Origin of the sequence: Ectopseudomonas composti (genome assembly GCF_001567565.1) — a bacterium.
Lineage (GTDB): Bacteria > Pseudomonadota > Gammaproteobacteria > Pseudomonadales > Pseudomonadaceae > Aquipseudomonas > Aquipseudomonas composti_A.
Map to the genome: position 1 here is coordinate 252,860 of NZ_LSSW01000029.1, position 22,886 is coordinate 275,745.

General features: G+C 62.1%; 26 protein-coding genes and 1 riboswitch. Of the genes, 12 read left to right on the plus strand and 14 right to left on the minus strand.

The window, feature by feature from the left end:
* Positions 1–323: 323 nt before the first annotated feature.
* The 5 genes from PCLY_RS17710 to PCLY_RS17730 all read right to left on the minus strand — a co-directional run bounded on the left by PCLY_RS17710 (position 324) and on the right by PCLY_RS17730 (position 4,802).
* Positions 324–1,028, minus strand: a complete 705-nt coding sequence (locus PCLY_RS17710; protein WP_061240934.1) for a lipopolysaccharide kinase InaA family protein — start codon at positions 1,026–1,028, stop codon at positions 324–326.
* Between the two features lie 210 nt (positions 1,029–1,238).
* A complete protein-coding gene (gene groL / locus PCLY_RS17715) occupies positions 1,239–2,885 on the minus strand; it encodes a chaperonin GroEL (protein WP_061240935.1) in 1,647 nt (548 codons plus the stop codon).
* A 48-nt stretch (positions 2,886–2,933) separates the two neighbouring features.
* Positions 2,934–3,227, minus strand: coding sequence for a co-chaperone GroES (locus PCLY_RS17720; RefSeq protein ID WP_017675400.1), 294 nt, complete (start codon positions 3,225–3,227; stop codon positions 2,934–2,936).
* A 326-nt stretch (positions 3,228–3,553) separates the two neighbouring features.
* On the minus strand, positions 3,554–4,003 hold the full coding sequence (locus PCLY_RS17725; protein WP_061240936.1) for an FxsA family protein: 450 nt from the start codon (positions 4,001–4,003) through the stop codon (positions 3,554–3,556).
* 70 nt (positions 4,004–4,073) lie between these two features.
* Positions 4,074–4,802, minus strand: a complete 729-nt coding sequence (locus PCLY_RS17730) for a HugZ family pyridoxamine 5'-phosphate oxidase (RefSeq protein ID WP_061240937.1) — start codon at positions 4,800–4,802, stop codon at positions 4,074–4,076.
* Positions 4,803–4,910: 108 nt separating this feature from the next.
* Between PCLY_RS17730 and PCLY_RS17735 the strand changes: the two genes are divergently transcribed.
* Entirely contained in the window at positions 4,911–5,669 is a 759-nt protein-coding gene (locus PCLY_RS17735; protein ID WP_061240938.1) for an SDR family oxidoreductase, read from the plus strand.
* A gap of 162 nt (positions 5,670–5,831) precedes the next feature.
* On the opposite strand, the gene PCLY_RS17740 is transcribed toward PCLY_RS17735, so the two are convergent.
* Positions 5,832–6,800 carry a polyprenyl synthetase family protein gene (locus PCLY_RS17740; RefSeq protein ID WP_061240939.1) on the minus strand — a complete coding sequence of 323 codons (969 nt, stop codon included), beginning with the start codon at positions 6,798–6,800 and terminating at the stop codon, positions 5,832–5,834.
* Positions 6,801–7,046: 246 nt separating this feature from the next.
* Between PCLY_RS17740 and rplU the strand changes: the two genes are divergently transcribed.
* The 5 genes from rplU to PCLY_RS17765 all read left to right on the plus strand — a co-directional run bounded on the left by rplU (position 7,047) and on the right by PCLY_RS17765 (position 10,769).
* Entirely contained in the window at positions 7,047–7,358 is a 312-nt protein-coding gene (rplU, locus tag PCLY_RS17745) for a 50S ribosomal protein L21 (protein WP_004424548.1), read from the plus strand.
* A 37-nt stretch (positions 7,359–7,395) separates the two neighbouring features.
* Positions 7,396–7,653, plus strand: a complete 258-nt coding sequence (rpmA, locus tag PCLY_RS17750) for a 50S ribosomal protein L27 (protein WP_061240940.1) — start codon at positions 7,396–7,398, stop codon at positions 7,651–7,653.
* A 215-nt stretch (positions 7,654–7,868) separates the two neighbouring features.
* On the plus strand, positions 7,869–9,089 hold the full coding sequence (gene cgtA / locus PCLY_RS17755; RefSeq protein ID WP_061240941.1) for an Obg family GTPase CgtA: 1,221 nt from the start codon (positions 7,869–7,871) through the stop codon (positions 9,087–9,089).
* An 81-nt stretch (positions 9,090–9,170) separates the two neighbouring features.
* Positions 9,171–10,289 (plus strand): glutamate 5-kinase, encoded by a 1,119-nt coding sequence (gene proB, locus PCLY_RS17760; protein ID WP_061240942.1) that lies wholly within the window; start codon positions 9,171–9,173, stop codon positions 10,287–10,289.
* Between the two features lie 18 nt (positions 10,290–10,307).
* Positions 10,308–10,769 (plus strand): CreA family protein, encoded by a 462-nt coding sequence (locus tag PCLY_RS17765; RefSeq protein ID WP_061240943.1) that lies wholly within the window; start codon positions 10,308–10,310, stop codon positions 10,767–10,769.
* A gap of 56 nt (positions 10,770–10,825) precedes the next feature.
* Here the strand turns inward: PCLY_RS17765 and mqo are convergent, their stop codons facing one another.
* Both mqo and PCLY_RS17775 read right to left on the minus strand, forming a co-directional pair.
* Complete coding sequence (gene mqo / locus PCLY_RS17770; protein WP_061240944.1) at positions 10,826–12,325, minus strand: malate dehydrogenase (quinone); 1,500 nt, start codon at positions 12,323–12,325, stop codon at positions 10,826–10,828.
* A 462-nt stretch (positions 12,326–12,787) separates the two neighbouring features.
* On the minus strand, positions 12,788–13,018 hold the full coding sequence (locus PCLY_RS17775; protein ID WP_061240945.1) for a hypothetical protein: 231 nt from the start codon (positions 13,016–13,018) through the stop codon (positions 12,788–12,790).
* Positions 13,019–13,183: 165 nt separating this feature from the next.
* Here PCLY_RS17775 and PCLY_RS17780 point away from each other — a divergent pair, with 165 nt between their 5' ends.
* Positions 13,184–13,768 carry a YajG family lipoprotein gene (locus PCLY_RS17780; RefSeq protein WP_061240946.1) on the plus strand — a complete coding sequence of 195 codons (585 nt, stop codon included), beginning with the start codon at positions 13,184–13,186 and terminating at the stop codon, positions 13,766–13,768.
* A 60-nt stretch (positions 13,769–13,828) separates the two neighbouring features.
* Here the strand turns inward: PCLY_RS17780 and PCLY_RS17785 are convergent, their stop codons facing one another.
* Positions 13,829–14,035, minus strand: coding sequence for a hypothetical protein (locus tag PCLY_RS17785; RefSeq protein ID WP_004424534.1), 207 nt, complete (start codon positions 14,033–14,035; stop codon positions 13,829–13,831).
* A gap of 273 nt (positions 14,036–14,308) precedes the next feature.
* Here PCLY_RS17785 and PCLY_RS17790 point away from each other — a divergent pair, with 273 nt between their 5' ends.
* Positions 14,309–14,584 carry a hypothetical protein gene (locus PCLY_RS17790; RefSeq protein WP_061240947.1) on the plus strand — a complete coding sequence of 92 codons (276 nt, stop codon included), beginning with the start codon at positions 14,309–14,311 and terminating at the stop codon, positions 14,582–14,584.
* A 63-nt stretch (positions 14,585–14,647) separates the two neighbouring features.
* Here PCLY_RS17790 and PCLY_RS17795 read toward each other — a convergent pair whose 3' ends face one another.
* Positions 14,648–15,811 (minus strand): 1-acyl-sn-glycerol-3-phosphate acyltransferase, encoded by a 1,164-nt coding sequence (locus PCLY_RS17795; RefSeq protein WP_061240948.1) that lies wholly within the window; start codon positions 15,809–15,811, stop codon positions 14,648–14,650.
* 97 nt (positions 15,812–15,908) lie between these two features.
* On the opposite strand from PCLY_RS17795, the gene PCLY_RS17800 reads away from it, so the two are divergent.
* The 3 genes from PCLY_RS17800 to PCLY_RS17810 are packed head-to-tail and all read left to right on the plus strand — an operon-like array spanning position 15,909 to position 16,996.
* A complete protein-coding gene (locus PCLY_RS17800; protein WP_061240949.1) occupies positions 15,909–16,091 on the plus strand; it encodes a CPXCG motif-containing cysteine-rich protein in 183 nt (60 codons plus the stop codon).
* On the plus strand, positions 16,091–16,351 hold the full coding sequence (locus PCLY_RS17805) for a putative signal transducing protein (RefSeq protein ID WP_061240950.1): 261 nt from the start codon (positions 16,091–16,093) through the stop codon (positions 16,349–16,351). Before PCLY_RS17800 ends, PCLY_RS17805 begins: the two co-directional genes overlap by 1 nt.
* Before the next feature lie 27 nt (positions 16,352–16,378).
* On the plus strand, positions 16,379–16,996 hold the full coding sequence (locus tag PCLY_RS17810) for an SOS response-associated peptidase (protein WP_061240951.1): 618 nt from the start codon (positions 16,379–16,381) through the stop codon (positions 16,994–16,996).
* Between the two features lie 78 nt (positions 16,997–17,074).
* Here the strand turns inward: PCLY_RS17810 and PCLY_RS17815 are convergent, their stop codons facing one another.
* Complete coding sequence (locus tag PCLY_RS17815) at positions 17,075–19,225, minus strand: methyl-accepting chemotaxis protein (RefSeq protein ID WP_061240952.1); 2,151 nt, start codon at positions 19,223–19,225, stop codon at positions 17,075–17,077.
* Positions 19,226–19,598: 373 nt separating this feature from the next.
* Here PCLY_RS17815 and PCLY_RS17820 point away from each other — a divergent pair, with 373 nt between their 5' ends.
* Complete coding sequence (locus PCLY_RS17820; RefSeq protein ID WP_061240953.1) at positions 19,599–20,420, plus strand: M48 family metallopeptidase; 822 nt, start codon at positions 19,599–19,601, stop codon at positions 20,418–20,420.
* Positions 20,421–20,474: 54 nt separating this feature from the next.
* On the opposite strand, the gene PCLY_RS17825 is transcribed toward PCLY_RS17820, so the two are convergent.
* The 3 genes from PCLY_RS17825 to PCLY_RS17835 form a co-directional block, all read right to left on the minus strand.
* Positions 20,475–20,918, minus strand: coding sequence for an ester cyclase (locus tag PCLY_RS17825; protein ID WP_061240954.1), 444 nt, complete (start codon positions 20,916–20,918; stop codon positions 20,475–20,477).
* A gap of 111 nt (positions 20,919–21,029) precedes the next feature.
* Positions 21,030–21,611 (minus strand): TMEM165/GDT1 family protein, encoded by a 582-nt coding sequence (locus PCLY_RS17830; protein WP_156458627.1) that lies wholly within the window; start codon positions 21,609–21,611, stop codon positions 21,030–21,032.
* 80 nt (positions 21,612–21,691) lie between these two features.
* Positions 21,692–21,824: riboswitch (yybP-ykoY riboswitch) on the minus strand.
* A gap of 37 nt (positions 21,825–21,861) precedes the next feature.
* Entirely contained in the window at positions 21,862–22,857 is a 996-nt protein-coding gene (locus PCLY_RS17835; RefSeq protein WP_061240956.1) for a class I SAM-dependent methyltransferase, read from the minus strand.
* Positions 22,858–22,886 lie beyond the last annotated feature (29 nt).

Consider the following 22,886-nt stretch of genomic DNA (forward strand, 5'->3'; position numbering starts at 1 on the left):
CCAAACGCTGTTCGCTAAACCTAGATCACCCATTTCGATACTGCCGTTCTGTGCGACGAACGGTTCTGTCACATGGCTGGCACCCGCCGGGGCTGTGCTGAGACACAGGCCGCGTCGGTTTGTTCAACCATGGTGCGGGTAACGTCTTAACGTAACCTTAGGTGCCCGTGATGGCGCCCTGTAACGGCCGGTCCTGGCAGCTGCAGTCGCCTGCAGACTTACTCTTTGCCTGGCGCAAAGGCGCGCGCTAGAGCCACTTCCTGGTGGGGGGATACGGATGTTGCCGATACAAGACTACCGGTGCAGGGCCGGCAGTCGTTTACTTAGGCAAGCTCTGTGCCGAGGCCCTTGGCGCCGTCGGCGAAGACCTGGCGATAACCTTGCAGCAGTTGCTGCCAGTCTGCGTCGCACCAGGGGCTGTGGCGGCGCAGCTGGGGCAGGTCGTGCTGGGCGGCCTGGACGCGGGTCAGGCGACGACGGCTTTTCTCCAGATCCAGCAGGGCCACCTGCGGCGTTTCGCCGTCAACGCGTACGAAGATGTGCTTGGCATACAGGCAGCCGTGCTGCCAGCGGCCCAGGTGCATGCGCGCCAGCGTGACACCGACAAGTTGCAGCAACTGGCTGTGTACGGCTTCACCGCAGGCTTGCCGGCCACCTTGCTCATACCAGTGCTCGATGTTCTCGAAGCCTTCCAGGGCCTCGGTGACCAGCAGGCCGCGCCAGCCTTCCTGGGCATCGTAGTCGATGCCGCAATAGATCATTTTCGGTACCAGCACCCCTAGAGAGGGCAGCGCCTGCAAGGCTTTGCGTTCGCGCAAGACGGTGGGGCGCCCCTGCGGATGCAGCAGGCTGCGATAGATGTGGCCGATCTGTTTCTTGGCGTAGAGCACGCCGTTTGCATCCAGCAGGCGTTGTACGCCGCTTTTACCACCGCGACGAACGTTGGGTTCTTCGACCCAGTCGCCTTGCTGTTGCCACCATTGCTGGAATGCCTGCTGAGGGATTTCGCTCGTGCTGCATAGGGCCATGTTGTTCTTCTTCTATTGGTGGGTTTGCGCCGCACTCGTCTCGTGAACGGTAATGCGTCGTTCAAGGTTGTAACAAAACATAAGCAAACAACGTTCCCGAGTCCACAGGAAATGTCCACGGGGTTTCCGAGCGGTATCACTTTCTTGCGCAAATAAAAAACCCCGCGACTGGCGCGGGGTTCTTTTTTTCCTGCTTGGGAGCCGGTCGGCTTACATCATGCCGCCCATGCCACCCATACCGCCCATACCGCCCATGTCAGGCATGGCCGGAGCTTTGTCGTCAGCCGCGTCGGCAACCATGGCCTCGGTGGTGATCATCAGGCTGCCGATGGAGGCAGCAGCTTGCAGAGCCGAACGGGTGACCTTGGCCGGATCGAGAATACCCATCTCGATCATGTCGCCGTAGGTGTCGGTCGCGGCGTTGAAGCCGAAGTTGCCCGAACCCTGCTTGACCTTGTCGACCACGACGCTCGGCTCGCCGCCGGCGTTGGAAACGATCTGACGCAGCGGCGCTTCGACAGCGCGACGCAGCAGAGCGATACCGACGTTCTGGTCTTCGTTGTCGCCTTTCAGGCCATCGATGGCCTGCAGAGCGCGCACCAGGGCAACGCCACCGCCAGGCACCACGCCTTCTTCCACAGCAGCGCGGGTAGCGTGCAGGGCGTCTTCAACGCGGGCTTTCTTCTCTTTCATCTCGACTTCGGTGGCAGCGCCAACCTTGATCACGGCAACACCGCCAGCCAGCTTGGCCAGACGCTCTTGCAGCTTCTCTTTGTCGTAGTCGGAAGAGGTTTCTTCGACCTGCTTGCGGATCTGCGCAACGCGGGCTTCGATGTCGACCTGGGCACCAGCACCATCGATGATGGTGGTGTTGTCTTTGTTCAGGACGACGCGCTTGGCGTTACCCAGGTGCTCCAGAGTGGCGCTTTCCAGGGACAGGCCAACTTCTTCGGAGATCACGGTGCCGCCGGTCAGGATGGCGATGTCCTGCAGCATGGCCTTGCGACGGTCGCCGAAGCCCGGAGCCTTGACGGCTGCAACCTTGACGATGCCGCGCATGTTGTTGACGACCAGGGTAGCCAGGGCTTCGCCTTCGACGTCTTCAGCCACGATCAGCAGCGGACGGCCAGCTTTGGCAACGGCTTCCAGAACCGGCAGCAGTTCGCGGATGTTGCTGATCTTCTTGTCGACCAGCAGCAGCAGCGGGCTGTCGAGCTCGGCAACCATGGTGTCCGGCTTGTTGATGAAGTACGGCGACAGGTAGCCGCGGTCGAACTGCATGCCTTCTACGACGGACAGTTCGTTTTCCAGGCCCGAGCCTTCTTCAACGGTGATCACGCCTTCCTTGCCGACCTTGTTCATGGCTTCGGCGATGATGTCACCGATGGAGCTGTCGGAGTTGGCGGAGATGGTGCCGACCTGGGCGATGGCCTTGGAGTCGGTGCACGGTTTGGCCAGCTCTTTGAGCTGGGCGACGATGGCGCTAGTGGCCTTGTCGATGCCGCGCTTCAGGTCCATCGGGTTCATGCCGGCAGCGACGGACTTCAGGCCTTCGTTGACGATGGCTTGAGCCAGAACGGTAGCGGTGGTGGTGCCGTCACCGGCAGCGTCGTTGGCCTTGGAGGCAACGTCTTTCACCAGTTGGGCGCCCATGTTTTCGAAGGCGTCTTTCAGTTCGATTTCCTTGGCGACCGAAACACCGTCTTTGGTGATGGTCGGGGCGCCGAAGGATTTGGCCAGAACCACGTTACGACCTTTCGGGCCGAGGGTGGCTTTGACGGCGTCGGCCAGTACGTTGACGCCAACGAGCATTTTCTTACGGGCGGAATCGCCAAACTTGACTTCTTTAGCAGCCATGTTGATCAGACCTCAAATTCTTGAAGGTTAAACGGAGACTCGTGGGAATCAGGCTTCGACGACAGCGAGGATTTCGTTCTCGCCCATTACCAGCAGGTCTTCGCCGTCGACTTTGACGGTGTTGCTGCCGGAGTACGGGCCGAATACCACCTTGTCACCGACCTTGACGGCCAGCGGACGGACTTCGCCGTTATCCAGAACCTTACCGGTACCGACGGCAACGACTTCACCTTGGTTCGGCTTCTCGGCGGCCGAACCCGGCAGCACGATGCCGCCTGCGGTTTTGGTCTCTTCTTCGCTGCGACGGATCACGACGCGGTCATGCAGAGGACGAAGCTTCATTGTCGATCTCTCCTAACAATTGAATGGCCAACTTGCCGACTCTTGCTTGGTCGGCGGGTTTGTAAAATCCGGCGAGGCCGGGCGCGGCACGCTGGGCGCACCGCGAAAGTTGGACTGCCTCGATGGGCAGGCACCTTGCGGTGACTGGTACATGTGGGCGGGCAAGGGTATTTCAAGGGGCGGCGGTGAAATTTTTTGCGTGGGAGAGGGGGGAAATTACAGATGACGGGCCGATGCCGGCCCTATGCGGGGGTTGCCATATGCAGGCTGTGGCTACCGGCGATCAGGCTTCGAGGTGATCGCCGGCAAGTTATTGTTGAGCATGCCTATTCGCGGCGTTCGTATTCGCCTTCGAGGACGTTTGGGCGGGTCTGTCCGGAGCGGGCCGCCTGGTCATCGAAGAAGGCGCGCTGGCGCAGGGCTTGTTCTTCGGCGCGGCGGCGAATTTTGCCGACCATGAGGCGTCGCGTGAAAGGAATCAGGCAGAGCACGCCGAAAATGTCGCTGATGAAGCCCGGCAGCAGCAGCAGGCCTCCACCGACGGCGATCAGCAGGCCTTCGAGCATCTCCTGTTCGGGCAACTCGCCGCGAGCGAGTTTTTCCCGCGCGCGCCAGGCCGTGGCAACCCCGGCGACGCGCAGGAGAATGCTGCCGAGAATCGCAGTGCCGATGATCAGCAGCAGGGTGGGCAGCACGCCAATGGCGCTACCGACCTTGATCAGCAATGCCAGTTCGATGATCGGGAACAGCAGGAAGAGAAACAAAAACGCGCGCATTTCAGTGGGTCCTTGGCGGAAGTGGACTTCCAGTAGGAATAAAGTATGGGGCCGTGGCCTGAATTCAAGCTTAAGGGGCGCCGTCGGTCGGCCAGCTCTCGGCGCGAGCCAGTGTCACCAGGGCTTCACGTACCTGTCCCGGGTTGTTGCAGGGTACCGGAAATGCCAGCCAATGCAGACTCTGGCCGATGCGCAGGTGGAAGCCTTCCTGGTCGACGCCGACCATCTGCGCCGGCTCATGCTGAGGCAATCCGGCCAGTTCGACGTAATGGGCAATGGCCTTGGCATGGTCTTCATTCATGTGCTCGACCATGCTCGCTTCGCTGCCGTCCGTCGCAAAGGGGTTGGCCAGGGCGACCTGGTCGAGCCAATGAATGGCGCCGAAGCCGCCAATGAAGCGCCAACGCACCGGCTCCAGCCGCCAGAAATCGAAGTCATGCGCCCGGTGGTAGTCGCGCGATTGGGGGAAAAAGCGGTAATAACGTTGTGCGGCCGCTTCGATTTGCTCTTCGTCACGCAATTGTCGTGCTTCGGCGAGCAAAGTGAGGCGGCCGACCGCCTGCACATCCTCTGCGCCACGCTCGCCGACCAGTAGCGAGCATTTGGCGTCCTGCCCGAGATTATGGGTGTGCTGGGCGATACGGCTGATCAGGATCAGCGGCCTGCCCTCGGCGTCCAGGCAGTAGGGCACCACCGATCCGAAAGGGAAACCCGGCATGGCCTTGGAGTGGGTGCTGAGCACCCCACGGTATTCCTTGAGCAGCAATTCTCGTGCATGCTTGCCGGCTTTCACGCTCACCTTATGACTCCTCGCAAAGAATCCGTCAGAAACGGACAGACGCCCTAGCATAGCGGTTAGCGGGCATCTGCGGGGTCGGAAAATGCTGCACCTTGAGGGGATAAAGCGATGCAACTGAAAGACAAAGTCATCATCATCACTGGCGGTTGTCAGGGACTGGGCCGCGCCATGGGTGAGTACCTGGCGGCCAAGGGTGCCAAGCTGGCGCTGGTCGATCTGAACCAGGAAAAACTCGACGAAGCCGTGGCCGCCTGCAAGGCTGCCGGTGGCGACGCTCGAGCCTATCTGTGCAACGTCGCCGATGAAGAGCAGGTCACGCATATGGTTGCCCAGGTCGCCGATGACTTCGGCGCCATCAACGGCCTGGTCAACAATGCAGGCATCCTGCGCGATGGCCTGACCATCCGCGTGAAGGATGGCGAGATGACCAAGATGAGTCTGGCGCAGTGGCAGTCGGTGATCGACGTCAATCTGACCGGCGTGTTCCTCTGCACCCGTGAAGTGGCGGCGAAGATGATCGAGCTGAATAACCAGGGCGCGATCGTCAACATCTCCTCCATTTCCCGCGCGGGCAACATGGGCCAGGCCAACTACTCCGCTGCCAAGGCCGGCGTCGCTGCCGACACCGTGGTCTGGGCCAAGGAGCTGGCGCGTTACGGTATTCGCGTCGCGGGCGTGGCGCCGGGCTTCATCGAGACCGAGATGACCGGCAGCATGAAGCCGGAAGCCCTGGAGAAGATGACCTCGGGCATTCCCCTCAAGCGCATGGGTAAGCCGGCCGAGATCGCCCATTCGGTGGCCTACATTCTGGAAAATGACTACTACACCGGTCGTATTCTGGAGCTGGACGGCGGCTTGCGTCTGTAATCTGCTGCGCCGAAATGAAAAACGCCCCGACTGGTTCGGGGCGTTTTTGTTTTGCCAGCGCGGTGTATCGCGAGCCCGTAGCCGGATGTAATCCGGGAATGGCTATATCCCGTAAACCCGCCCCCGGACTGTATCCGGGCTACCTGTCTGGTCTTGTCAGGCTTAGTGCGTACGCGCGACAGCGAAACGGCTCAGCTCGATCAGTGCGTCGCGATACTCACCGGCTGGCAGTGCTTCCAGGCAGGCGATGGCGCGCTCGGCGTAGTCGCGAGCGAGCTGTGCGGTGTAGTCCAGAGCGCCAGCGGCGTCCACGGCGGCGCGGATGCTTTCCAGGTCTTCGATACCGCCTTTCTGAATGGCTCGACGCACCAGGGCAGCCTGCTCTTCGCTGCCTTCGCGCATGGTGTAGATCAGTGGCAGGGTCGGTTTGCCCTCGGCGAGATCATCGCCGACATTCTTGCCCAGCTCGGCGGCGTCGCCCCTGTAGTCGAGCAGGTCGTCGACCAGCTGGAAGGCGATACCCAGGTGGTCGCCGAAGGTGCGCAGGGCTTCGCGCTGCGTTTCGTTGGCGCCGGCCAGCGCTGCGGCGGCGTGAGTGGAGGCCTCGAACAGCATCGCGGTCTTGCCGCGAATGACCTCCATGTAGGTCTCTTCCGTGGTGCTGGCATCGCGCACCTTGGACAGCTGCAGCACTTCGCCCTCGGCAATCACGCGGGTGGCGTTGGAGAGGATCTTCATCACCGGCATGGAGCCGAGTTCGACCATCATTTCGAACGAGCGTGAATAAAGGAAGTCGCCCACCAGCACACTTGGCGCGTTACCCCATTGGGCATTGGCGGTGCTGCGGCCACGGCGCATGTCGGACATGTCGACCACGTCGTCGTGCAGCAGGGTGGCGGTATGCAGGAACTCGATGGTGGCGGCCAGCAGGCGCAGGTCATCGGCCTGATAACCCAGCGCACGACCGCTCAGCAGCACCAGCAGCGGGCGCAGGCGCTTGCCGCCAGCAGAGATGATATAGTCGCCGATCTTTTCCACCAGCGGCACGCGCGAGACCACCTGTTGACGGATGATGGCATCGACGGCGGTGAAATCGTCCGCTACCACGCGGTAGAAAGCCTGAGGTTGCATCGGCGATTAGTGCTCCTTTGAGGTTGCGCGGCATGCTAGGTGGCGGGGTAGGGGCTGTCAAGGCAACTGCCTGTGGCCCTTGCGAAGCGTTCGGCGCTTGCGTACAATCGCGCACCCTGAACTTCCCCCTGGGCATTTCCCTGCCTTACGCAATTGCAAGGGTGTCACTTCCGGCCCCGAGCAGCCATGCCAGCCAATAACGATTCTTCTAAAGCGCTGGGTGAGCAGGATCAACGGAGATTTACCATGTACGCAGTAATTGTTACTGGTGGCAAGCAATACAAAGTCACCGAAGGCGAATTCCTCAAGATCGAGAAGCTCGAAGTCGCCACCGGCGAAGCCGTGACTTTCGATCGCGTTCTGCTGATCGGCAATGGCGACGACGTTCAGATCGGCGCTCCGGTCGTAGACGGCGCTAAAGTGGTTGCCGAAGTCGTGTCGCAAGGTCGTCACGATAAAGTGCGCATCATCAAGTTCCGCCGTCGTAAGCACCACATGAAGCGTCAGGGCCACCGTCAGTGGTTCACTGAGATCAAAATCACCGGTATCCAGGCCTGATTCGTCGGTCCCGATCCCTTTATAGGAGTATTGACTCATGGCACACAAAAAAGCTGGCGGTTCTACCCGTAACGGCCGCGATTCCGAAAGTAAACGCCTTGGCGTGAAAATGTACGGTGGTCAGGTCATCAAGGCCGGCAACATCATCGTTCGTCAGCGCGGCACCGAGTTCCACCCGGGTTTCGGCGTGGGCATGGGCAAAGACCACACCCTCTTCGCTAAAGTCGAAGGCGTGGTCAAGTTCGAAGTGAAGGGCGCTTTCGGCCGTCGCTACGTGAGCGTCGTTCAGGCCTAATCGCCTGCGCGCTGGAAAAGCCCTGTCCGTAGGACGGGGCTTTTTTATTGGCCCGCCATTCATGGCGGCAACCCTGCGGGCCGTCGCAGGCGACGTTAAAAACGCTCCAGGCGTTTTTTTCGTTTGTGTATCTTTGGTTCGCTTGCCAGATCCGCTAGTTCTGGATGATCCGGCAAGCGTTCCCCCAGCCCGCAGATGACGCGGGAGGCATATCCATGAAATTCGTCGACGAAGTTTCTATTTTTGTAAAGGCCGGTGACGGCGGTAACGGCATGATGAGCTTCCGCCGCGAGAAGTTCATCGAAAAGGGTGGCCCCAACGGCGGTGACGGTGGCGACGGCGGCTCGGTGTTCCTCGAGGCCAACGAGAACCTCAACACCCTCATCGACTACCGCTACACCCGCAAATTCAACGCGCAGAATGGCGAGAAGGGCGGCAGCACTGATTGCACCGGCGCCAAGGGCGAAGATCTGATCCTGCCGGTGCCGGTCGGCACCACGGTGATCGACGTCGCGACCCAGGAAGTGATCGGTGATCTGGTCAAGGCCGGTCAACGCCTGATGGTCGCGCATGGCGGCTGGCACGGTCTGGGCAACACCCGCTTCAAGTCCAGCACCAACCGTGCGCCGCGCCAGACCACGCCGGGCAAACCGGGCGAGTCGCGCGACCTCAAGCTGGAGCTGAAAGTGCTGGCCGACGTCGGTCTGCTCGGCCTGCCCAACGCCGGCAAGAGCACCTTCATTCGCGCGGTTTCCGCAGCCAAGCCGAAGGTCGCCGATTATCCGTTCACCACCCTGGTGCCGAACCTGGGCGTGGTCAGTGTCGACCGCTTCAAGAGCTTCGTGGTCGCCGATATTCCGGGGCTGATCGAAGGCGCCTCCGACGGTGCTGGTCTGGGTATCCGCTTCCTCAAGCACCTGGCGCGTACTCGTCTGCTGCTGCATCTGGTGGACATGGCGCCGCTGGACGAGAGCGATCCGGCCGAGGCAGCGCAGGTGATCATCGACGAGCTGGGCCGTTTCAGCCCGGCGCTGGCCGAGCGTGATCGCTGGTTGGTGCTGAACAAGATGGACCAGGTGCCCGAGGACGAGCGTGAAGCGCGCAAGGCCGATATCGTTGCCCGTCTGAACTGGCAGGGCCCGGTTTACGTGGTTTCTGCAATCAGCCGCGACGGTACCGAGCGCATCAGCCGCGACATCATGCATTACCTGGAAGTGCGCGCCGAGCGCATCGCCGAGGACCCTGTGTTCGCCGAGGAACTGGCCGAGCTGGATCAGCGCATTGAGGACGAGGCGCGCGCCCGTCTGCAGGCGCTGGACGACCAGCGTGCGTTGCGCAAGTCCGGTGTGCGCAGCGTCGATGACATCGACGAAGATGATGACTTCTTCGACGATGAAGACGACGATGGCCCGGAAATCATTTACGTCCGGGATTAAGCAAATTTTCAACGCCGCTTAATTGCGGCGTTTTTGTAGGTGGGGTGGACCCCATCGTTTTCTGGCTAAGGTTGGAAGATCATGCGTGACAAGGTGACCGGCGCGAAGCGTTGGGTGGTGAAGATCGGCAGTGCGCTGCTGACCGCCGATGGGCGTGGCCTGGATCGTGCGGCCATGGCTGTGTGGGTCAAGCAGATGGTGGCGCTGCGTGAGCAGGGCGTGGAGCTGGTGCTGGTGTCCTCCGGCGCGGTGGCGGCCGGCATGAGCCGTCTCGGCTGGACCAGTCGACCGAGCGCGATGCACGAGCTGCAGGCTGCTGCCGCCATCGGCCAGATGGCGCTGGTGCAGGCCTGGGAGTCGAGCTTTGCCGAGCATGGCATGCGCACTGCGCAGATTCTCCTGACCCATGACGACCTGTCTGACCGCAAGCGCTACCTCAATGCCCGTAGCACTCTGCGCACGCTGGTGAATCTCGACGTGATCCCGGTGATCAACGAGAACGACACCGTGGTCACCGATGAAATCCGCTTCGGCGACAACGACACCCTGGCCGCGCTGGTGGCCAATCTGGTCGAGGCCGACCTGTTGGTGATCCTCACCGACCGTGACGGCATGTATAACGCCGATCCGCGCCACAATCCCGATGCCGAGCTGATCTCTGAAGCCCGCGCGGATGATCCGGCGTTGGATGCCGTGGCCGGTGGTGTGGGCGGTGCGCTGGGCCGTGGTGGGATGCAGACCAAGCTGCGTGCCTCGCGTCTGGCCGCGCGCTCCGGCGCGCATACCGTGATCGTTGGCGGCGCCATCGAGCAGGTGCTGGCTCGCCTCAGGGGCGGCGAGCGTCTGGGCACGTTGCTGGCGCCCGAGCGCGGCCTGCTGGCGGCGCGCAAGCAGTGGCTGGCTGGCCATCTGCAGACCCGTGGCACCCTGGTGCTGGACGCTGGCGCGGTGAAGGCGCTGAGCCAGGACCGCAAGAGCCTGCTACCGGTGGGCGTGAAGGCGGTGCAGGGCAGTTTCCGTCGTGGCGAGATGGTGGTCTGCGTATCGCCTGACGGCCGTGAGATTGCCCGCGGCCTGGTCAACTACAGTGCGCTGGAGGCGCAGAAGATTATCGGCCAGCCATCCGATGCCATCGTGAAGCTGCTCGGCTACGTGGATGAGCCCGAACTGGTGCACCGGGATAATCTGATCCTGGTTTGAATGCGAAAGGAGAGTGCGATGAATCTGTTCAAGGGATGTGTGCTGAGCCTGCTGGTGCTGCCCAGTCTGGCGCTGGCCGAAACCATCGGCGAGGTGTCGACGGTGTTCAAGTGGGTCGGTCCCAATGACAAGATCGTCGTCGAGGCCTTCGATGATCCCAAGGTGGAGGGCGTGACCTGTTACCTGTCGCGTGCCAAAACCGGTGGCGTGAAGGGTGGTCTGGGCTTGGCCGAGGATCGCGCAGAGGCCTCCATCGCCTGCCGTCAGGTCGGTCCCATAGCATTCAAAGACAAGCTCAAGGACGGCGAGGAGGTGTTCAAGGAGCGCACCTCGCTGGTGTTCAAGACCATGCAGGTGGTGCGCTTCTTCGACAGCAAGCGCAATACGCTGGTGTATCTGGTCTACAGCGACCGGGTGATCGAAGGCAGCCCGCAGAATGCGGTAACGGCCATCCCGATCCTGCCATGGGGTCAGCAATAAGCCGATCAGCGCCCACAAAAAAACCGCCCCGAGGGGCGGTTTTTCATGGCTGACGATCAGGCGCTGGGCGTATCGAGTTGCAAGCGCTGGTTCGATTGCGCCTGCACCTGGCGATAGCGTTCGGCGTCGTGGGACAGCACGTCGGCCATGGCCGGGAAGATCTCATTCAGCTTGGCCTGCCAGCCCTCGCTCTTGGTCTGCTCGGGGAAGCAGCGGCGCAGCAGGTCGAGCATGATCGACACGGTCACCGACGCACCTGGCGAGGCGCCGAGCAGGGCAGCGATGGTGCCGTCCGCACCCGCCACCAGTTCGGTGCCGAACTGCAGGATGCCGCCTTTGTTGGCGTCCTTCTTGATGATCTGCACGCGTTGGCCCGCCACCTCCAGGCGCCAGTCCTCGGCCTTGGCTTCGGGGTAAAAGCCGCGCAGGGTGTTCAGGCGCTGTTCCTCGGACTGCATCACTTCCTTGATCAGGTAGCGGGTCAGGTCCAGGTTGTCGCGCGCCACCGCCAGCATCGGGCCGAGGTTGTTGGGGCGTACCGACAGCGGCAGGTCGAGGAACGAGCCGTACTTGAGGAACTTGGTGGTGAAGCCGGCGTACGGACCGAACAGCAGGGATTTCTTGCCGTCCACCACGCGGGTGTCGAGGTGCGGTACCGACATGGGCGGCGAGCCCACCGCCGCCTGGCTGTAAACCTTGGCCTGGTGCAGCTTGACGATCTCCGGATTGTCGCAGCGCAGCCACTGGCCGCTCACCGGGAAACCGCCGAAACCTTTGCCTTCGGGGATGCCGGACAGTTGCAGCAGGGGCAGCGCGCCGCCACCGGCACCGAGGAAAACGAACTTGCTCTTGAGCTTGCGCGTGGTGCCGGAGCGGGTGTCCTTGATAGTCACCAGCCAGCCTTCACCGTCACGCGTGAGGTCGGTGACCTTCTGGTTGCAGGTGACCTTGGCGTTGGGTTGGGTGGTCAGGTAGGCGAGCATCTGCTCGGTGACTGCACCGAAGTTGACATCGGTACCCGCGTGTACGCGGGTCATCGCCAACGGCTCGCTGCTGTCGCGGCCCGGGATCAACAGCGGTGCCCACTCGGCGATGGTGGCGCGATCCTCGGTGTATTCCATCTCGGTAAAGGCGTGATGCTGGCGCAGGGCTTCGAAGCGCTTCTTGAGGAAGGCGATGCCGCTGTTGCCGCGCACGAAACTCATGTGCGGGACCGGATTGATAAAGGTCTTCGGCGAGTTGATCGCGCCTTTTTCGATCAGGTAAGCCCAGAACTGCTTGGACTCCTCGAACTGGGCGTTGATGTTCACCGACTTCTTGATGTCGATGCTGCCGTCAGCGCCTTCCGGGGTGTAGTTCAGCTCGCACAGCGCGGCGTGACCGGTACCGGCGTTGTTCCAGGGGTTGGAGCTTTCCACTGCGCCGGACTCGCGCAGCTCAATCACTTCCAGAGTGATTTCGGGGTTGAGTTCCTTGAGCAGTACGCCCAGGGTCGCGCTCATGATGCCGGCGCCTACCAGCACCACATCTACGCTTTGGGAATCGTTGTGCGCCATTAACCTCTCTCCAAGAAAAACTGCACCAGATGGGCGGCCGTTCGGCCTTTCAGGGCGATACCGGCAGACTCAGGCGTGATGCCCCGTCGTTCGGCGGTGAGGGTCAAGGCTGGGGTTTGCGGACGCAAAACTGTTCATCTGTTCGCCACACTCTTGTGAAGTTGTAAAAACCGTTTTTTCACGCTCTTTTGGAGCGGTGAACCTCAAAAGCTCGACTGCCTCGGCACGCTTTCTCCCGTGCAAGTCATGCACTGCATGGCTGCCATTGGCTCTGCATATGGGCGGAAAGCGGCTAGCCGGAAGCGGCAGCTCGAAGTGGGCGACTCTCTGAGGCGGGGCGATGACGTTGCATCGGCGAGGTCGTGCGGCCCGATCAGGAGACGTCCTTATAATCGGGGCGCGATTATAACGGTGAATGAGGGGAAATTGATCGCCCCTGCGTGACTTTTATTCTTCCGCCGGTCAGGCCGCCAACGGGCGAACGGTCGATGCGTGTGTGACGACCGGCGTGATGCGGGCGCCGGCGGGCAGGGGGGCGCCCAACCAGGAGATGTTTGGCTCGCGAACTTCCACCCAGCCCGCCTGGGTCGGGTGTTCCTGCATCTGGCGCAGCGCGCAACAGCGCCCACGATCATCGATCAGGGCGAAATGGCGCATCGGGCGAGGGCGACTGAACAGGCGGCGCAAAAGCATGGCGAAGGCTCCAGCGGGGGACTGTCGCCTTTATGCCAGGGGGCGGTGACAGCCTGATGACAGGAACCGCAGCCGTGGGCGGGCTGTCCTATGCAGCGCCCCTGTCGGCCCAAGGCCGCGCTGGGTATACTGCCGGCCACTTCTAACTCACTCGGAGAGATGAGCATGCTGCACCGTGCGTTGATCGCCTTGCTTGCTGCCACCAGCCTGACTCTGGCCGGTTGCGCCCTCAGCCCTCAGCAACTCACCCCGCAACCCAAGCTCACCAGCTCGCTGACGCCAGTCGGGCAGGGCCAGCCGGTGGTGGTGCGCGTGGTCGATGGTCGCTCTTCACCGGTACTTGGCACGCGCGGCGGCCTGTATCCGGAAACCAGCTCCATCAGCGTCAGCCCGGAATACGTGCTGCCCAAATTGCAGGCTGAGGCCGAAGCCGCCGTCCGTTTGCTCGGCTTCACTCCGTCGCCCAATGCCTATAACGCTCCGCAACTGACCATCACCCTGGCGGACCTGAAGTATCAGTCGCCCAAAGAAGGGATGTACGTTACCGAGGCGGATATCTCTGCTTCCATTCGCGCCGACGTGCAGGGCAGCAGCCGCCGTTATACCGGTCGTTACGGTGCCTCGCTGAACCAGCGTTTCGGCACTGCTCCGAATCAGCGGACCAACAGCAAGCTGGTGAGCGATGTGCTCAGTGACGCGCTGACCCGTGCGTTCAAAGACCCGACCATTGGCCAGGTTCTGCTTCAGTAAGCCGTCGCGCTGTTAAAAAAACGCCCCGCATTGCGGGGCGTTTTCATTTGTCTCGGGCCTTCAGGCTGCTTCGGCGTAGAACTCCGGCAGGCTCATGCCGGTACGGTTGTCGATATCCGGCAGGTCGTAGTGCTCATGGCCGCCGAGGGCGCAGTACACCAGCCAGTGCTGGTCCTGCACGTTGAAGGAGAGTTCATCGACCACGGCGTCCACTTCATCCAGCGAGTCGATCAGGTAGTCGCGATCCAGCGGTTGTGAATTGAGCATGGCAGGTCCTCCAGGGACATTGAGGTTTGGCTCCAGCAACAGCGGTGACTGTTTGGTCACTCTGAGAGATACAAACCCTAGGCCAGGCATATGACAGTTTTCAGACGATTTCGGGATAGAGAGCTGCGTTCGTCGGAAACGAACCTTATAAAAGATGGGTTTCAGTACACTGCGCAACGACTTTTCGCTGGCTGAGAAGCGTGCTTTTCAGCTGAATTCCCCATTCTGGTGCAGTGGCGGGGCTGCTGCACCATGCTGTACTCGAGGTGTCGCATGTCGCTGCAGGTGTTGTGGTCACTGTTCGTCGCCCACCCGGCCGGGGCGGTGAATTCGCTGGCCTTGTTCTTTGCCCTGGCGGGTGCCTGGTTGTGTCTGATGACCCGACTGCGCGAGCAGCGCGGGATGGCGCGAGTGATGGCGCAGGGGGCGCTGGATGAGGCTGAGGTGTTGGACGAGCGCACCTGGCGTATCAATCGCTTCTTCTATCGCTTTGGCGCCCTGTGCCTGGGGGCTGCGTTGTTGCTGTCCTGGTTCAGCACGCGGTTTTGACGCTTGAGCGATTAACGAAAACGGCAGCCCTGGTGGCTGCCGTTTTGGTTTGTAGCGGAGCGCTTAGAGGGGCAAGCCGGCCTTGATTCGATACTGGTTACGGACCGGATTGGCGTATTGCAGGATCAGAAACGGCTTTTCTTCGGCGCTGCAGGCTGCCAGGCGTTTGTTCCACTGCGCTTCGGCCGCGGCCAGTTCTGCCTCGGGGAATACCTCGCTTGCCGCCGGCACGTTCAGCTCGCTCTCGCGGCCTTCCCACATGGCGTAGGCCAGGTAGTGGACGGGGAACAGGCGGTACTGGCCGAGAATATGGCGATCCAGCGCCTGCGCCAGCTGCTTGGTATCTTCCAGGCCGGCCATCGGCGGGCTGAAGTGCAGGTGCACGCGTCCTTTATAACCGGTGATGCCCAGGGCGATGCTGGCGTCGTCCTCGCCTGGTGCCTTGGTGTAGTTGCCGGTGGCGGCGCGTATGCTCAGCTCGCGGGCCTTGGCCAGGTCGCAGGGATCGTACTCGTAGCTGATCGAAACCGGCACCAGGTTCAGCGAGTCGATGACCTCGGCGAACGGCTCGTCCTTGCGGCTCATGTGGAACATCTTGAGGATGGCCGAATCGGTGCGGTCGTCCCCATCCTTGGCGCGGCCTTCGGCCTGGGCGATCCAGATCGATTCGCCGTCTTCGCAGATCGAGTGATTGATGTAGGCCGAAAGCAACTGATAGGCCGCCAGCTTCTCGCGTCGCCCGCTGATCGAACGGTGCACGATGAAGCTCTTGTTCAGGCGCATCAGGTCGCTGACGAAGGGGCGCTGCAGCAGGTTGTCGCCGATGGCGATACGCGGTGTCTGCAGGCCGGCATGGTAGACGGCGTAGTTGACGAAGGCCGGATCCATGACGATGTCGCGATGGTTGGCCAGATACAGATAGGGTTTGCCCGGCTGCAAGTGCTCCAGGCCGGAGTAGCTGATGCCGTCACTGGCATGCTCGATGGTACGGTCGATGTAGGGCTCGATCTTTTCCTGCAGCTTGTTGACCGAGTCGATGCTGGCGAATTCGCTGCGCAGCCGCGCGGCGATCAGCGGTTTGAGCAGCCAGCCTAGCGGGCTGGCCAGTCGTGGGAAGCGAAAACGGGTAAGGGTACCGAGGAACGCCGGGTCGGCGAGCAGGCGCGCCAGCACGGGGCGTACTTCTGCATCGGCATAGGGTCGGATGGCATCAAATGCGCCCATCATGCTCTCTTGTTGTAAAACGGCTAAGGTTGAAAGGGGTCTGCTTAACAGGGTGAGCAGTAGACCGGCGATTATACAGCCAAGTCACAAGGAGGCCGCGATGCTGGAAAGCGAGTCGTATCATTGCCCCTATTGCGGCGAACCGGCCGAGGCGCTACTGGACCTGTCGGGCGGTGATCAGTCCTATATCGAGGATTGCCCGGTGTGTTGCCGGCCGATCGAGTTCGAGTTGCGTACGGACGGTGTCGAGTGGGCGTTGGAAGTACGCGCGGAGAACGATTGATGCAGCGAATCTACGAGCCGGAAAATCTTCTGGAAGGTCAGATGCTGGTGGACATGCTGGCCAGCGAGGGCGTCGAGGCGCACCTGCTCGGTCAGCATCTGGTCGGTGCCGTGGGAGAGCTGCCTGCATGTGGCCTGCTCGGTTTGCTTGTCGCGGACTGCGACGCTGAACGGGCGCGTACGCTGATCGCTGAGTACAATACGGCGCAACCTGTGTCTGGCGATGAGCCAGAGTCCTTTCAGGGCGTGTTGCTCTGTTGATGTGCCCCCTGCCTGTCGAGTCGTTTCATGTGTGGACGTTATGCCCTGTTCCGCTGGTCGCCCGCTTTTGCGGCGTTGCCCGGCTTTCCTGCTGATCAGAAGCCGCACTGGAACCTAGCGCCCAACGGTCAGGTCCTGATGCTGCGCGCAGGCGAGAATGGGCCGCAGGCCGCCGCGGCGCGTTGGGGGCTGACCCCCGCCTGGCTGAAGGATCTGTCCAAGGCGCCGGCTCATGCGCGGGCCGAAACCCTTGGCGAGCAGCCGATGTTTCGTGAGCCCTTGCGCCTGCGCCGCGCTCTGTTGCCGGCCAACGGCTTCTACGAGTGGCGCGGGGCGACACGCAAGCGGCCGTACTGGATGACCAACGGCGACTCGCTGATGTATTTCGCCGCCTTGTGGGAGGTGTATCCGGTTACCGGGCACGACTACCTGAGTGTGGCGTTGATTACCCAGGAAGCCGCGACGCTGCGTCGCCCGCTGATTCTTGACGAGCATGAACGGGCACTGTGGTTGAGCGACGACACCACGCCCGAACAATTGGCGGCGTTACTGGCCAAGCCGCAGGTCGCGTTGCGAGAACGCGCCCTGGCGACCCTGGTCAATGATCCGAAGCTCGATGCGCCGGAATGCCTGACCCCAGCCTAGGTACGCCGTGCGCACCCGGACGGAGGAGCATTTGGCCTGACGCCTCCGGCGTCGCGGCCTGCCTGAGGTGAATGCTCCCTACACCTTGAACTGATTGATCAGGCGCCGCTGCTGTTCGGCCAGCTTGGTCAACTGCGCGCTGGCCTGGCTGGCTTCGTCGGCACCGCCTGCCACGTCGTTGGCGACCTGCCCGATGTTGGTGACGTTGCGGTTGATGTCCTCGGCTACCGCACTCTGCTCTTCGGCTGCGCTGGCGATCTGTGTGTTCATGTCGTTGATCACCGACACCGCCTGGGTGATGGACTCCAGCGATTGGGCGGCCTGGCTGGCATGTTGCACACTGTCGTCGGTCTTGCTCTGGCTCTGCTCCATCACCTTGACCACTTCGCGTGTGCCTTGCTGCAGCTGCTGGATCATGCTCTGGATTTCTTCGGTGGCTTGCTGGGTTTTCTGCGCCAGGTTGCGCACCTCATCGGCGACCACCGCGAAGCCACGGCCCTGTTCGCCGGCGCGGGCCGCCTCGATGGCCGCATTGAGCGCCAGCAGATTGGTCTGCTCGGCGATGCCACGAATGGCGACGAGGATCGCGTTGATGTTCTCGCTGTCCTTGGCCAGGTTCTGCACCACGCTCACGGCGCGGCCGATCTCGGTGGCCAGCGCAGCGATGGCAGCAGAGGTTTGCTGTACCACCTGCTTGCCCTGATTGGCTGCATGGTCGGCGTGGTTGGCCGCTTCGGCCGCATGTGTGGCATTGCGTGCGACGTCCTGCGCGGTGGCGGTCATCTCGTGCACGGCCGTGGCCACCAGCTCGATCTCGGCCAACTGCTTCTGCACGCCCTGATTGGTGCGGATGGCGATGTCGGCAGTGTGCTCGGAGGAGTCACTGACCTGCTGCACCGAGGTCACCACGGACGCGATCATCGTCTGCAATTTGGCCAGGAAGGCATTGAAGCCGGCTGCGATCTGCCCGAGCTCGTCCTTGCGATCGACTTGCAGGCGTACCGTCAGATCACCTTCGCCCTTGGCGATGTCGTCGAGCATGCCGACCATCTGCCGCAGGGGGCGGGCGATGCCGTAGCCGACGAACCAGATCACCAGCAGGCCCAGGCCGGCGATCAACAGGCCTACCAGTGTCATGCCCAGGGTGTCGCCGTCGCGCTGCGCGGTCAGGTCGCTCTGCAACTGGAGCAGGTCGGCCATCACGGCTTTGAGCGGTAGCACCAGTATCAGCACCCAGCGCGTGTCGCTCTGGCCGATATTGAAGCTGAGAAATAGCTCGATATGACTGTGTTCCGGGTCTTCCTTGGCATCGATGGAATAAATCGGTTGGCCGGGCTGCAGTTTGCCGAGATTAGCCACTTCGTTGGCGTCGAGCAGAACGGTGGCCGGTTCGCCGAGTTTGTCCGGCGCCTTGGTCGAGGCGACCAGGCGTCCATTGCTGGCGATCAGCGCGATCTCGCCGGCTCCGCTGTAGAGTTGGGCATCGGCCTTGACCAGCAACTCCTGAATGAAATTCACCGCCAGGTCGGCGCCGGCGATGCCACGGAACTCGCCGTTGACCAGAATGGGAGAGGTGAAGGAGGCGAGCATGGTCATCTTGCCGCCGACATCGTAAGGGGCCGGGTCGATCACGCAGGGGCGCTTGCGCTCCTTGGCGCAGAGATAGTATTCACCTTCGCGCACACCGGTAGGCAGCAGCTTCTCGCTCTCCATCGAACCGATGGCGTCGATGCCCAGGCTGCCGTCGGCATTGCGGTACCACCAGGGCAGGAAGCGGCCGCTGCCGTCGTAGCCGTTTTCCTTGCTGCCGGCATAGATGTCGTCGCTGGCGTCGAAGGCGTTCGGCTCCCAGCCCAGATAGCTGCCGAGCAGCTTGGGATTTTGCGCCGTGGTTTCGTGTACCAGATTGGCCAGCTCTTCACGGCTGATGCTGAGCATCGGGCTGCCGTTGGTGTCGGTCATGCCGAGCATGGCGTTGACCCGCGCCAGATCGGCGGTGATCTGCAGTGGGGCTTCCAGCTCCCGCTGAATTTCGCTGACCTGCGCCTGAGCCAATGCCGACAGACGCTGTTCGATGACTTGCTCCAGTAGTTTCTGCGTGCGCTCCTGTACCAGGTTTTGGGTTCGGCCGCTGGCGAACAGGGCGTAGAGCACCAGAGCCACGACCACTGCGAGTACGCTGGCGCCGGCTAAGAATGCGACGGAAAACTGGATCGACTTGAACTTCATGTAGGCTCCCGGACGCAGAGTGCGACTGTCTCCTGCTATCGGCAGTGGCAGGTGAAAACCTTAGTGGGTGGGTGCTGACAAGCAGGTTGGTGTCGTATTCAGCGAAGGTGGCGTGCGCTCATCGCGCAAGTGGCGCAGCTGCTCGTATCAAGAGTGCAGTCTGGCCGGCTCCTGAGAGTCTGGGCGAGGCAGGCGTGAATCGCCGAAAAAGCGGAGCCTGGGCCGTGTACATGAGCATTTGATTGCTGCTGATCGAGGCACGCTCAAGCGAGTTGGTTTGCGGCTGTCAGGCTGTTTTTACGTGGGACTGCCAACGTAGGTAAGTTGTCAGCGGGCTGCTAGCATAGGGTGTCCGATTCAAGGAGATAGCTCGATGAGCAAGGTTTTCTATCTGAGTGGCCTGGCTGCGGCGCTGCTGTTGAGCGGTTGCCAGGCGGTCAATACCACCAGCGGCGGTGCAGTCGGTGTGGAGCGCAAGCAGTACATGTTCAGCATGCTGTCCGCCGATGAAGTCAATCAGATGTATGCGCAGTCCTATCAGCAGACCCTGAGCGAGGCCTCGAGCAAGGGCATGCTGGACAAGAGCAGTGCCAACGCCAAGCGTTTGCAGACTGTCGCTGGTCGCTTGATCCCGCAGGCGCCGCGTTTTCGCCCGGATGCCGCCAACTGGCAGTGGGAGGTCAATCTGATCAAGAGCCCTGAGCTCAACGCCAACTGCGGCCCTGGCGGCAAGATCATTTTCTACAGTGGCATCATCGAGCAACTGAAGCTGACCGATGACGAGATCGCCGCGATCATGGGGCACGAGATGGCTCACGCCTTGCGCGAGCACAGCCGTGAAGCGATGTCCAAGGCCTATGGTATCGAGGTCGCCAAACAGGGCGCCGGGGCGTTGCTCGGCCTCGGCGAGAGTGGCATGGCGCTCGCCGATACCGTGGTGCAGTACAGCCTGACGCTGCCCAACAGCCGCGGTAACGAGAACGAGGCCGATCTGATCGGCCTGGAACTGGCTGCTCGCGCGGGCTATGACCCGAATGCGGCTATCAGCCTGTGGCGGAAGATGGAGGCTGCCGGTGGTGGCGCACCGCCCGAGTTCATGAGCACTCACCCGTCGTCCAGCAGCCGTATCGCTGCGCTGCAGGCGGCCATTCCCAAGGTCATGCCGCTTTACCAACAGGCCAAGGCCGGGCGCTGAGTTTGGCTATGAAAAACGGCGCGGCGTGATGGTTCACGGCGCGCCGTTGGCATTTCAGGGCAGGGCCGTTTCGGCCAGGGGGCGCGGCTGCAGGCCCAGTTGGGCGCGGAAGCTCTCCATGTCGAACATGGTGCAGATTTCCTGAATCTCATTACAAGGTGTCAAGGTCCAGAACGCCATCGCCGAGATGCTCAGCACCTTGTCGCTCGGCGGGTAGCCCAGTGCGGGGTTCTGGATGGTGCCGATCAGCGTGCACCAGGTCACCACCTTGTAGCCTTCGGCGATGCACTCTTCGATCATGATCTGCAGGTCCGGCATGGCATGGCGGACGGTCTGCACTATCTGGGCGAAGCCGGCGCTGCCGACCGGGTGCCCGATGAACGAGCTCTTGTAGAGAAAGTCGCGACTGTGCAGTTGTTCGGCCAGGGCCAGGCGGCCCTTGTTCCAGCTCAGGTCGATGTGTTGGCACACCACCCTCTTGCGATCATCCAGTGACATGCTGCCCTCCCGACTGCATAGCTGAACCATGTGACGTGGCACGCACTTTAGCAGCAGGCAGGAGGGGGCTGGAATTGGCCGAAATGCCAGTTGGTTGACGTCAGTAATGTGTCAGATCATGCCGCTCAGCTTCAGTGCCTGATAGCCGGCATAGATCGCCAGTGCAGCGAAGGCGCAGGCTGCCAGGCGGCGAATCAGTGTCAATGGCAGGCGTTCGGCCGCGAAGTTGCCCGCCAGCACCACCGGTACGTTGGCCACCAGCATGCCCAGCGTGGTGCCGATCACTACCAGGATGAAGTGCGGATATTGCGCAGCCAGCATCACGGTCGCGACCTGAGTCTTGTCGCCCATCTCGGCGAGGAAGAAGGCGATCAGGGTGGTGAGGAAGGGACCGTATTTCTTCAGGCCGGATTCCTCGTCGTCGTCCAGCTTGTCTGGAATCAGGGTCCAGGCCGCCACCACGACGAAGCTGGCGGCAAGAATCCAGCTCAAGGTGGCAGGCGAGAAGAAGCTCGCAACCCAGCTGCCAATGGCGCCTGCGGCAAAATGGTTGGCCAGGGTGGCGACGACGATGCCCCAGATGATCGGCCATGGCCGGCGAAAGCGAGCGGCCAGCAGCAGCGCGAGCAATTGCGTCTTGTCGCCAATTTCGGCGAGGGCAACGATGAAGGTGGGGACGAACAGGGATTCCAGCATCAGGCTTCCTAAAGGGGCGGGTCAACACGGCTTATGACACGAACGACCTTCCCGCCCCGGGTGAGGTTGTGCGTGTCATAGGTCTTGTCAAACCGCAGGCCTATCGACGTAGGCCTTGGGTCGCATGCGCCATGCTCTGCGGAGCAAGTGTGTTGACGCATACCGGGCGAGCTGGGCGCTCGCGGGAGACTACTCCCCTAGGACGGGCGCAATTGTGCCCAAGCGCCAAGCTGGGAGCAAGCCCAATTCAGCGCCGCGCGCTGTAGATGCGAAAACCCTCGGCATCGGCCAGGGTGCGGCAGGGCCCCAGGTGTCGCTCGATCAGCGGGGGATACTTGAGGAAACTGTTGGCCACCAGGCGCAATTCACCACCTTTGACCAGATGGCGCGCCGCCTGGGTCAGCAGGTTCTCGCTGGCCTGATAATCGGTGTGCACGCCCTGATGAAACGGGGGATTACTGACGATGGCGCTCAGTCCTTCAGGCGCTGATTCGATCCCGGTGCCGGCGATCAGGTTGGCTGACAGACCGTTGCGTGCAAGCGTCAGGCGGCTGCTCTCCAGGGCGAAGGCATCGACATCCAGCAGGCTCACTTCGCTGGACGGGTAGCGCCGTTTGAGCGCAGCACCGAGCACACCGGCGCCGCAGCCGAAGTCGAGCATGTGGCCGCTGGGCAGTTCATCCAGATGCTCCAGCAGCAGCGCGCTGCCCCGATCCAGGCGGCCATGGGCGAACACGCCGGGCAGGGTGACGATCTCCAGCGCGCCATCGTTCAGTTGCAGTGAATAGCTCTGTGCCAGGGCGTGCAGATCCGGTACTGCTGGCGCTTGATCCACCTCGACGCACCAGAGCTGGCAATGCCGCGCGCTGTCGAGCTTGCGCGGTTTGCCATAGACCGCCAACTGTTTCGCCGCGCGCTCGATGCCGCCCCGTTTTTCGCCCACCAGGTACAGCGGCTTGCCGGCCAGGCGCGAAGCCAGGGCGTGCAGCAGGTAATCGGTCAGCTCGCGTGACTTGGGCAGGAACAGCACGGCTGCGCGGTAGTCGCCCTCCGGCATGCGTGTGTCGAACTGGCAGCGACCGGCAAAGCGCGCAGCAAGCAGCGCCTGGTCGCCGGCATGCCAGGTCCAGCCACGTGCCTGCGGCAAGGCGCCGAGCAGGTCGTCAGCCGGAAGACCGGCCAGCAACAGCTCGCCACTGAACAGCTCGGCCTGACGCAGGAGAACTTCGCTTCGCGCATCCATGGTGGGTTCCTGCCTGAAAAAGCTGCGCA